Raw genomic sequence first — 10,905 nt, forward strand, 5'->3', positions numbered from 1 at the left:
GCCAGCCCCACCGAACACAGCCTGGCTCGAGCCGCCACCAAAGGCCGACCCCATGCCTCCACCCTTTCCAGCCTGAAGGAGCACTACCAGAATCAGGAAAAGGCAGACAATCACGTAAACCACGGTCAGGAAGGTAATCATCCTGCAGCTCCGTTGGAGTCGTTCTCAGAGCCCACGCTCGACCGCGGTTCCGCTGCCTCCACGATGGAGGCCAGGGATTCCGCAGCCAGGGATGCACCGCCCACTAGCAGGCCATCTACGTCCGCCTCGGCGAGCAGCCCGGCCGCGTTGTCCGGTCGAGCACTGCCTCCATAGAGGATTCGCATGGCGGAGGCAACCGCTTCGCCAAACCGCTCGCGCACCTGCGCCCTCAGCGCTGCATGCGCTTGCTGGGCGTCGTCAGGGCCTGCGGTCCGGCCCGTACCGATGGCCCACACGGGCTCGTAAGCAACGACCAAACGCCGCGCTTCGGCCTCGTCGAGACCCCGGAGCCCTCGGTTGAGCTGATCGGTGATGCGCTCGATGGTCGCGCCTGCCTCCCGCTGCTCGATGGTCTCGCCCAGGCACACGATCGGTGTCAACCGAGCACCCAGAACGGCTTTGAGCTTGCGGTTCACGTCCTCGTCGTCCTCGCCGAACAACTCACGGCGCTCGGAGTGACCGACGATTACGTGCGTGCACCCGACCTCGCTCAGCATGGGCGCGCTGATCTCACCGGTGAACGCCCCTTGGTTTTCCGCGTGTACGTTCTGAGCGGCGAGCTTGACCGGGCAGCCAGCGAGCTCCTTGGCAAGCGCATGGAGCGCGGTAAACGGCGGCGCAACAACCACCTCGCAGCCAGGATCCGGAGGCAGCCGGTCCTTGAGCTCCCGCACGGTATCCACTGCGGCGGCTACCGTCTTGTGCATCTTCCAGTTGCCGGCGATCAGCGGTCTACGTTCCTTGCTCACGCTACAGTACCTCCAGCCCGGGCAATTTGCCGCCCTTCAGCAACTCGAGTGACGCCGCGCCGCCTGTCGAGACGAGGTCGAAACGGTCGGCCAGGCCCATCGCATGCACGATCGACGCGCTTGTCACCCCACTCGCGATGGCAAACGCACCGCTGTCCGCAAGCATGCGCGCCATGTGCTCGGTGCTCCGGCGCCACTCGGCTCGCCCGTGCATTGCCATGGCTCCACTCCAGAACACCGAGCGCGCCTGCAGCAGGGTCCTTTGGAAGCGGTTGGCGGTCTCTTGACCGATGTCGACGATCACCTCGTCGCTTTCGATCTGGCCCACGGAGACCGTCCTGGTGTCGCCGGCGCACGGATCCCTGGTGACTACCACATCGTTGGGTGTCAGTACTTGCACATCGCGCTCGCGCGCATGGTGCAGGATGCTGCGCACTTGAGGCAGTCTCTCGGTGGGCGCGGTGCTGCTTCCGATCGAGACACCCCGTGCGGCCAGGAAGGTCGTTGCCGGTGCTCCTGCCAACACAAGGGCGTCCACATGCTCTACGAGCCCTTCGATCAGGGCGAGCTTCTCGTCAACCCGCAACCCGCCAACTAGTGCGACGAAAGGGCGCGGTACGCCAGAACGGATGCGGTGGTAGGCATCGCTTTCGCGCTTCAGCAAGAAGCCGATGCCGCGCTGGCGAAGCAGCAGGGGTAGGGCATGGACCGAGGCTCGCCTGAGGTGCGTCACCCTGGGAGCGTCGTTGACGTAGACATCGGCCAGCATCGCCAGCGCTCTTGCGAACCCCTCGTCGTTTGCCGCCTCGCCTGGGTGAAATTCCAGATTTTCCAATATTGCGACCTGGCCGGCGCGTAGATCGGACACAACTTTGCGTGCGCCGTCGCCAAGGCAGTCGTCTGCGAGTCGTACTTCTTGTTCGCTGAGCAGCTCAGCGAATCGCACCGCGACCGGCTCCATCGAACAGTCTTTTGTTCGCCGGCCGCGGCAGTCGCCCGTGTGTCCGGCGAGCACCAGCCGCGCTCCCCTGTCCAGGGCGAACCGGACAGTCGGCAGCGCCTGGCGCACCAAGGTGTCGTCGGTGACCTTGCCGCCCGCGACCGGTACGTCGGAATCGATCCGCAACAGCACGCGCCGGTTGTCAAGCGGGAGCTCCTCGACCGTCCTCACTGCCAACCACGCCTAGCCCGAGAGGTGCAGGGCCAGGTCGAGCATGCGCTCGGAAAACCCCCACTCGTTGTCGTACCAGCTCTGAACCTCGAGCAAATCATCGCCACAAACCTGCGTCTGGGCAGCGTCCACGATGGACGAGCGAGGGTCGCCAATGAAGTCCGTTGACACAAGGGGCGCCTCCTCGTAGCCGAGGATGCCCGACAGCGGACCCTCGGAGGCTGCCTTGAGGGCGGCGTTTACTTCTTCCGTGCTGGTTGCCTTGGCTACGTTGCAGGACAGGCATACGATAGAGACATTGGGAGTCGGCACGCGGATTGCGGTTCCGTCGAGCTTGCCTTTGAGATCCGGCAACACCAGACCGATCGCCTTTGCCGCACCGGTCGTGGTCGGGATCATCGACATGGCGGCTGCGCGGGCGCGACGCAGATCCTTGTGGGGCAGATCCAGCACGTTCTGGTCGTTGGTGTAGGAGTGTACCGTGACCATGTGACCCTTGGTGATCCCGAAGTTCTCGTGAACCACCTTGGCAACCGGAGCCAGGCAGTTCGTGGTACACGAGGCGTTTGAAACCACCTGATGCCGTGAAGGGTCGTACTGCTCGGTGTTGATCCCCACGCAAAACGTCGCGTCAACGTCGGAACCGCCAGGTGCGCTGATGATCACGCGCTTGGCGCCGGCATCGATGTGCCCCTGGCACTTCGCCTTGCTGCGGAACACGCCCGTACATTCCATGACGATGTCGGCTTCCAGCGACTTCCACGGGAGCTTCGCGGGATCCTTCTCGGCAAAGATCGGTATCTTCCTGCTTCCCACGATCAGCGTTTCCCCATCGGCACGCACTTCCTGATCCAGCACGCCGTGCACCGAATCGTACTTCAGCAGGTGAGCCAGGGTCTTGGCGTTGGTGAGGTCGTTGATCCCCACCAGCTCCAGGCTCCTGCTCTGGGTCGCGCCTGCAGCCTCGGCTTGCACGATCGACCGGAGCACACAGCGGCCTATGCGCCCGAAACCATTGATCGCGAATTTCGTAGCCATGTGCGTTCTCCTTATTCCTGCAGCAAATGGGCATAGCGGGCCGGTCATGGAGCGTCAAGCGAGCCAGCGGCCCCCCTCTTCGCCAGGGGGGCTCTGCTCCGGAGGTAGACTCGCATGTTGCGCACTGCTCGCTCCGGATCCCCATCGCCGTCGTAGGCCCTGGCCAGGAAGTAGTGGAGCTCAGGATGGGTAGCGCTGAAGTCGTCGTCGGCCCGGAGCAGCTCCTCGAGCTCGTCGATTGCGTCCCGGAACCTCCCGCGCTGCTCTACCGCCGCATTGTACAGGGCGTAGCCATACAGGAAGCGCAGTTGTGGTCCTCCGTGGAGGCGCAAGGGCCGCGGCAGGCTGTGGATTGCCTCGAGCGCCGCTTGCGCGCCGCGCGTTTGCAGCGCGTTTGAAGCCCGGTGAAAGGCCTGCGAGACCCTGCGTGCATCGCGTGTGTCGTGCGAGCCGGCGAGGGTTGGTGGCAACAGCTCCAGGGCCGGCTCTTCCTCATCCGAGACCAGCAGCGACAGCAGCTCGAGCACGCCAGCCACCTCGGGGACCGCCGCCAGCCGCGAGGCCCGGTCGAGCACGCGGGCGGCTTCCACACGGCGGCCGTTGGCCATGAGCGCCTCGGCGAAGCGCGCGTAGCTCACTGCCGCCTGCTCGCCTTCGCCAAAACCTCGGAGCCGCTCGAGCGCGCGCCCATACGGCCAAGCCGAGTCGTAGAACGTGCTCAAGTAGCCCCTGTGACGCTGAAAGGCGATCAGATCCCGCGGTGCCGCGAACTCGATGCGTGCGTTGTCGTCGGTGTTCAAGGGAGCCGGTCTTCGCCGGCAGGTCCTTGTCGGGCAAGGCTCGCTGTTGTAGCCCGCGTCCCGGCGAGACCATTCGCCTTGCGACAGCCTCTCCTCGATCCGCGTGTAGCTCATGACCTCGGCGCGATCCGCGAACAGCACGCGGGCCAGGAGATCGAAAGGCGAGCTCACGCCGGCTCGATCGAGCTCCGCAGAGACCGCCGGTGACTCCATCGCCTTCGAGAGCCGCTTCAGATCGAGGTGCAGCGGGGCATCGGAGCCGAGCAGTATCGTATCGCTGGAGCCGGCCTCCGACACGAACGCGAGCACGTGCTCGAACTGTGAAGCGAAGGTGCGGTAGAGGCTCTTGACGTTGTAGGGGCTCAGCTCGTAGAGCTGTATCCACTGGCAGTATATGCCAGCCGGCTTGAGCCTAATCTTGCTGGCGCGGAAGTGATCCTCGGTGAACAGGTTTGCGACCCCGCTGAGCCACGGGTTGGAGGGCTCGCTGATGATCACGTCGTAGCGGCGATCGGCAGCTGCGAGGTAGTTTCTCGCGTCGTCGTTGATCAGTGTGAGGCGCGGCACCTCGACGTAGGGAAAGTGGTCAAAGGCGTAGCGCATGTGGCTGACATGGCTGAAGTGGATCCCGGCTTCTACCGTGGCCCGCTCCAGCTCGATGACTTCCAGATGCCGTAGCGGGAACTGCAGCGCTGCACCGGCTGTGACGCCCGAGCCGTAGCCGATCATCGCCGCGTCCAGGTTGTTGCCCGAGCTCGGGTGCAGCAGCAGGGGCAAGGCGGCGACCATGATCTGCGTGGTCATGTCGTCGCCGTTGGAAGCTTCGACCTTGCCGTTGTTTTTCAGGGCGTAATGCCGACCCCAGCGCTCGACGGTGACCGTGGTGGACAGCCCATCCTTGTAGTAGAGGATTTGGGGTTGTGCCCACGCCTCCTCGTCAAGGGCGTCTCTGGCGAGCGAAAGCCGAAAGACGCCGAGCGTCATGCGCGCCACGTTCCAATGTAGGGGGGAGTTGGGCTGCACCGACGCCAGATACAGCGCAGCAAGAGCCGCAGGAACGACGATCGCTATCGCGTTCGTGGCGAACCTGTGTGGCGGTCGCTGCTTCTCGTTCGGGCCGGCGCTCGCGCTTCCGCTCAGCACAAGCATGAGCCCGGCGAGCAGGTTGAAGCCGATCCCCAGGTGCAGTGTGGCCTGCATGCCGAGCTGCGGCATGAACACGAAGCCGGCCAGCCAAGCGCCAAGGATGGCGCCCACGGTGTTGGCCGTGTACAGGGCGCCCACGTCGTGGCCAACGTGGGTGCCGCCGCGGCCGCATAGCCGCATCGTGAGAGGAAACATGGCGCCGGCCCCCAGAGCTGCGGGCAGCACAAGCAACAGCGCGGTCATGAGCATCGTCGACATGACAAGGCCCACGTTGTCGGCGAGCGTGTCGTAGAACGGCACGACGCTGGCGGCGAACGCGACCGAGATCTCGTCGGCCCAGATATCGCTGGTCAGCGTGGCCGCAGCCACGAAGAACTGAACCGCCGCCACAAGGGCCAGCGGACGTTTTCGCAAGGTGACCAGCAGCCCGACCAGTAGCGCGCCGCAGGCGACGACCGAGGCTGCCATCCCGCCGATGGGGCTCGGTGTCACCCACATGTTGAGCAGAGCCGCGGCCAGCGGGATGGTCAGCGGACCCAGTTGTGGGACGGTCCCGCTGCGCAGCTCACGCACGTCGGGATCGACGGGTGCGCCGGCGCGCTTGGTCGCGAGGCTCGCAGTCCACACCACCACGCCCCAGCAAAACGCCGTCGCCAGGGCAGCAGCGGAGGCACCCTCGTGAACCAGTAGCGGCCCGTTGGCGATCAGCGACAGCACCCCGGCAACAAGAGCGACGCGCAGCGGCAAGTGTGCACTGGGTCCGCCGAGCGCGCTGGCAAGAGCGCCTCCTCCCGCGATCCCCGCCAAGAAAGCGAGCAGGATGACCGAAAACGCGTAGACGGAACTGCCGATCGTGCTGAGCAGGGCCCGAGTCCACACCACCTCGTACAGGAGCGAAACAAAGCCCGACACCGCGAAGACAACTCCTGCCGCGCGGATTACCGGCGCCGGCAAGGAGGGCTGTTCGGATCTGGAGCGGGGCCAGGCGCGGGGCCGGGGCGGCGGCTGCGCGGGCGACCGGAGTCCTTCATCTGTCGAGTGCGTGCCGCGGCAGCGTGACAGCACGATGATCGACATGCCTAACAGCGCATTGGCCAAAACCGCTACCAGGTTGGTTCGATGCATGCCCACGTGCGGTAGCAGCAGGAAACCCGCTACGAACACGCCGGCGAGCGCCCCGAAGGTGTTTACGGCGTAAAGGGTGCCCACACGCCGGCTCACCGCGTTCCGCTGCTCCGCGGGTCCTACGAAGTGCCGCGCAAGAAGCGGCAGGGTGGCACCCATCAGGGTGGTTGGCACGATCAGGATCGGCACGACACACACAAAGCGGGCGAAGACCAGCAGGGTCGCGTCAGCACCAAACTGGCGCAGCAACAGCGCGTTCACGTCAGCGAGGAAGCCGCCGGGGTGCACGAGCTCGGGCACGAGCAGACCGCAGCAGGCGATCGCCAGCTCGGCGAGCGCGTACAGGCGCAAGGGGGCAGCGATCGCATCGGCGTAACGACCGCACAGCCACGCGCCCAGGGCCAGGCCACCCATGAACACGCTGAGCACCGAGCTGACCGCGATGCTGGTCGAGCCAAACACATGCTGCAGCATCCGCGACCATATGAGCTGGAAGACGAGGCTCGAAGCGCCGGACAGGAAGAAGGCCGCGAGCGGAAGCAGGCGGTTCACTGGCTGCGTTCGATCCGGACTGGATGGGGGGCGCCGATCGGTTCCAATACGCCGGGCAAGTAGGCATCCCGTGGGGTGCATCTGTACCCGGGCAATCCCATGGGATTCAAACCGGTCGGCGCTCTTAGGGCGCCGCCTGAAGTGAGTGCCGCATCCGATCGAGCGCCTTGCCGTGCAGGCGGCTGGCCCACGACCTGGACATGCCCATCTCCTGCGCCATCTCGTCGAGACTGCGGCCTTCGAAGTAGAAACCACGCATCAGGACTTGCTCCCGCCCTGGGAGCGAGGAGAGCAGCCGGAGCGCGTGAGCCTGCTGGTCCCGGGCGATGAGCTTGGACTCGGGGCTTGGCGACTCGTCGATGGCTTCGGCGCCAGCGGCCGTACGGGCCATCGCGTAGGAGCATGCCATCCGGGACAGCACCCGCTGCATCACCGTCAAGGCTGCAGAGGGACTGCTGCGAGTCTCTTGGGAGCCCGCGCGCTCGCGAGCGGCACCTTCAGCCTCCGCGTCGAGCGTCTGCAGAGCTTTGAGCTGTGCATGAGCCCTCCTGGGCAAAGCAGCCATCGCGCGCACACCATCGATGATCGACCCTCGGATCCGGTAGTAAGCAAACGAGGTGAAGCGCACTCCTCGTTGCGCGTCGAAACGCCCCCGGGCTTCAAGCAACCCGCGGTATCCGAAAGCAATCAGATCGTCGAGCTCGCAGTCCAACACCAGATCGCGCTTGATTCGCAGGGCGATGCTGCGAACCAGCGCTGCATGCTCGGTTACGAACTCGTCGTCGGGCTTCATGCCGTAAGCTACCGAATTCAGTCGCGAACCTCGCTCGCTCCGCTTAGCGGTCCGCAGCCTTGGCGTCAAGCAGGGTAGGGGACGCACGTGGGATACACCCTGGCGGCCCGTTCCGGCTGCGCCTATGGTCCGGCTCGGTGGTAGTTGAACAAGGCCTGAAGCCTCTGGCAAGAACCGGAGCGGGACCTCGTGCTGCTTTTGCCTCGCTCGCACGGGTGGCCGCTCGCGACGCCGAAGCCGCCCGGGGCCTGGCGGCGGCCTACTCCTCGCTGACGAGAGCTGCTCGGCGTGAAATCGTCGACGCATTGGCCGCGGATTGTCGAGTCCATGGGCTGTCCTGCTCGGGCGTCCTGGCATCCCTGCTCGCGGTCGAGCAGGACCGGGGCGTGGCGCTGCGTATGGCCCACCTAATGCAGGCGGAAGCCGACCCCGACCTCGCCCCTGCGAAGCCTCCCTGGGCGCTTGGTGCCAGGGAGGGATCCCGAAGTGCTCTGCTCCTTTTGCGACCCTTGCACGCGTGCTTCGTGGAGGCGTCAGGCCTTGGCTGGCACCTGTCGCGTGGTATCACGCACACGTTGTTCGAGCCCTTGATCGAGACTACGTGCGTCGCCGGGCTCTTGCGACGCTTGCCCTGGCATCTGCACTTCGACACCCTCGACTACCGGGCAGCACTGGACACGGCCGCTCAGGCCATTTGGCGACATCGCCGCCTGCACGGCTCGCTCCCGCGCGGCATCGATCACTTCAGCAAGCTCTTTTAGTCGGTTTTGGCCAATCAAGTTGGGTTGGGGCACTACTCCAAGTCCGCCCGGCTGTCGGGATCCAGTCCTACGGGGCTTGGTGGGGGGACGGAATCGCCTTTCTCCGGCCTCAGGGTCGGCACGTAGCGACGCACGGCAACCCGGCCGATTCTGCGCCTGCGCACATCCTCGACAACGGCTTCGAACTGCCCCATGCGCACGCGGTCGCCCGGATGAGCAAGGCGTCCCAAGGTGGCGATGATGAATCCTCCCAACGTCTCATGCGCTAGGCCGGGCTCGACATGGAAACCGTCGATGGGGAGCTCGCCCACGGGCAGGGTGCCATCCACCACGATGGTTCCATCCTCGCGGGCCTCGACCCGTGGCTGCTCGCCGTCGAGCTCGTCGTGCAGGTCGCCCACGAGCTCTTCGACAACATCTTCCACCGTGACAAGCCCGCTGGTTCCGCCGTATTCATCCACCGCGATCGCCAGAGGGATCGCGGTCCGCTGGAACAACGCAAGCAGGTCACCCACCGATTGCGTTTCCGGCACGAACAGGACATCGCGCTTCATGGCTCGAATTCCGCCCTTCGCCCTGCCCGTGGCGAGCAGCAGGTCCTTCACGTAGATGTAGCCCACGACACGGTCGGGATCCGCGTCTTCGCTCAGCGGATAACGACTGAAGCCGTACTTGCGGATCTTGGCTAAACACTGCGCGTCCGTGTCGGCGAGCGACAGCGTAACGATGTCCACGCGTGGGATCATGATGGCTCGCAGCGGGCGATCGGTGCTGCGAAGTACCCGCTCCAAGAGATCGCGCTTGGTGCCTTCTACGCCCTTGTCGTCAAAGGAAGCTCGCACGATCAGCTGCAGCTCCTCCGCTGACAGCTTCGCCCTCGCGGCTTCACCCGAGGGTAGCCCCATCGCCCGCAAGAGAAAGTTCGAGATCCCGTTGAGCACGTACAGCACGGGGTACATGAACCAATAGAACGCCAGCATGGGCAACGTGGTCCATCGCGTTACCGCTTCGGGTCTGAGGATCGCCAGCGACTTGGGCACGAGCTCGCCCACCACGATATGTAGAGAGGTGATCACACCAAAGGCGATGGCCAGCGCCGTGCCCTTGATGAAGACCGGTGACATGCCCAACGATTGCAGCAGCGGCCGGATCAAACCGGCGACTGCCGGCTCGCCGAGCCAACCGAGCGCCAGGGAGGCGAGGGTGATCCCGAACTGGGTCGCGGTGAGGTACGCGTCCAGCCGGGAAATCATGCGCAGCGCCCGTTCGGCCAGCTTGTCCCCAGCTTGCGCGCGTGCCTGCATGGCAGTCGGCCGCACGCGGGCCATCGCGAACTCTGCAGCTACAAAGAAGGCGTTGGCCAGCACACAGAGAAAGGCGGCGATGAGAGCGACCACCGAGGACAATCCCACCGATAGCCTGAGCGGCGTCCGAGCGCGATGCAACGAGAAAAAGTGGCCCGGTCAGGGCCCGCGGAAGAAGGCGCTCACTCAGCCACGTCGTCGAGCCAGTAGGTCTCGTCGTCCAGCTTGGGGGTCTCCAGCAAGGATCCGTCCGGCCCGTCACGGCGAACGACGAAGGTCTTGCGGGACACGATGTCGTTGCTCTCGCGTGCGAAGACTGTGACGTAATTGATACCACCCCTCAGAGGAATCTCGGTTTCGAAATCGGCTGCTCGCGGGCTCTTCAATCCCGAGTTGGCGCGGTAGAATACCTTACGCGCGCCAACGAAAACGTACATATCGCGGACGCGGGTCTCGTCGGTCGCGCGACCGCGCAGCCGCAACGTCGGCCTGCGAGTCACCAGTGTGTGCCCGTAGTCGACGTCTAGCCGTGGCGGCATGTGGTTGAGGTCCGCCGCCACGCTGCCTCGTGTCCGGCCATGGGCACCAGCGGCCTGAGCGTCGTGGATCCAGCCCTGGCGGCCGTCTCCGGTTTCCACGCGGGTGAAGCCACGGAAATGGGCTCGCACCGGCAGAGAGCAACGCCCCCCGGTGCAGCGGGCGACGGACTTGCTGGTAGTGTCCGGCCTCTCCCTGATGACGGCGCCGTCCCGCAGGCTCACGGTGCCGCTCCCCTTCCTGATTGCGTCGCCCTGCGGTTCCTTGATGGGGAGCTTGAGCGTTTCGTTGACGACCTCCCGCAGATCGATGTCGGTGATCGAGATGCCGAGCTTGACTTCGGACTGGTCCGAATCGGGGAGGGACTCGAACGTGAAAGCGATATCGCGTTCCTCACCGGGCTTGAGGTTATCGAGCTGGAAGCGGCCGTCGCGCAGCAGGATTCCCCTGCCGCTCATGTTGCGTAGATTCGCTTGCGTCTTATGACCCTGGCCCCGGCCGACGTTGCGCACCTTGAGGTGGATGGTCGCCGTTTCCCCTCGCTCTACCACTCCGTTTCCATTGCCCTTTTCCGCGTCCGAAACCTGCAGCGCGTACGCGAACTGCGGGCGCGGCAGACTCGTGATTCGCGTCCGGATCTCGGCATCGGGCGGCGCATGTCCATGAGCCTCCTTGAAGAGCAGCCGCACGCCGTCGGCCCGGTCGTGGACGAACTTGGGCAGGGCACA

9 protein-coding genes are annotated in these 10,905 nt (G+C 65.1%); 1 reads left to right on the top strand and 8 read right to left on the bottom strand.

Translation table 11 applies throughout. From position 1 onward, the window contains the following. The 6 genes from secG to MJD61_01760 form a co-directional block, all read right to left on the bottom strand. Nucleotides 1-141, bottom strand: a 141-nt coding sequence (secG, locus tag MJD61_01735; protein MCG8553999.1) for a preprotein translocase subunit SecG, incomplete at its 3' end; no start/stop codon positions are given. Then, the gene (gene tpiA, locus MJD61_01740) at nucleotides 138-908 is read right to left on the bottom strand and encodes a triose-phosphate isomerase (protein ID MCG8554000.1); all 771 of its coding nucleotides are present in this window, start codon (nucleotides 906-908) and stop codon (nucleotides 138-140) included. The genes secG and tpiA, both read right to left, overlap by 4 nt. 43 nt (nucleotides 909-951) lie before the next feature. Then, complete coding sequence (pgk, locus tag MJD61_01745; protein ID MCG8554001.1) at nucleotides 952-2,121, bottom strand: phosphoglycerate kinase; 1,170 nt, start codon at nucleotides 2,119-2,121, stop codon at nucleotides 952-954. A gap of 12 nt (nucleotides 2,122-2,133) precedes the next feature. Beyond that, the gene (gene gap / locus MJD61_01750) at nucleotides 2,134-3,159 is read right to left on the bottom strand and encodes a type I glyceraldehyde-3-phosphate dehydrogenase (GenBank protein ID MCG8554002.1); all 1,026 of its coding nucleotides are present in this window, start codon (nucleotides 3,157-3,159) and stop codon (nucleotides 2,134-2,136) included. Between the two features lie 44 nt (nucleotides 3,160-3,203). Beyond that, nucleotides 3,204-6,782: a fused MFS/spermidine synthase gene (locus MJD61_01755; GenBank protein MCG8554003.1), complete on the bottom strand. Its 3,579-nt coding sequence runs from the start codon at nucleotides 6,780-6,782 to the stop codon at nucleotides 3,204-3,206. A 124-nt stretch (nucleotides 6,783-6,906) separates the two neighbouring features. After that, nucleotides 6,907-7,575 carry a sigma-70 family RNA polymerase sigma factor gene (locus tag MJD61_01760; protein ID MCG8554004.1) on the bottom strand — a complete coding sequence of 223 codons (669 nt, stop codon included), beginning with the start codon at nucleotides 7,573-7,575 and terminating at the stop codon, nucleotides 6,907-6,909. 137 nt (nucleotides 7,576-7,712) lie between these two features. Here MJD61_01760 and MJD61_01765 point away from each other — a divergent pair, with 137 nt between their 5' ends. Beyond that, nucleotides 7,713-8,336, top strand: a complete 624-nt coding sequence (locus MJD61_01765) for a hypothetical protein (GenBank protein ID MCG8554005.1) — start codon at nucleotides 7,713-7,715, stop codon at nucleotides 8,334-8,336. Nucleotides 8,337-8,368: 32 nt separating this feature from the next. On the opposite strand, the gene MJD61_01770 is transcribed toward MJD61_01765, so the two are convergent. Next, entirely contained in the window at nucleotides 8,369-9,733 is a 1,365-nt protein-coding gene (locus MJD61_01770; GenBank protein MCG8554006.1) for a hemolysin family protein, read from the bottom strand. Between the two features lie 89 nt (nucleotides 9,734-9,822). Further along, nucleotides 9,823-10,905: hypothetical protein (locus MJD61_01775; protein MCG8554007.1), on the bottom strand; the 1,083-nt coding region annotated here is incomplete at its 5' end.

It is taken from the genome of Pseudomonadota bacterium (assembly GCA_022361155.1).
Lineage (GTDB): Bacteria > Myxococcota_A > Polyangia > Polyangiales > JAKSBK01 > JAKSBK01.

Excerpts from the sequence above, each read along its gene's own strand:
- tpiA (MCG8554000.1), bottom strand. The coding sequence starts at position 908 with ATGCACAAGACGGTAGCCGCCGCAGTGGATACCGTGCGGGAGCTCAAG.
- MJD61_01760 (MCG8554004.1), bottom strand. The coding sequence starts at position 7,575 with ATGAAGCCCGACGACGAGTTCGTAACCGAGCATGCAGCGCTGGTTCGC.
- gap (MCG8554002.1), bottom strand. The coding sequence starts at position 3,159 with ATGGCTACGAAATTCGCGATCAATGGTTTCGGGCGCATAGGCCGCTGT.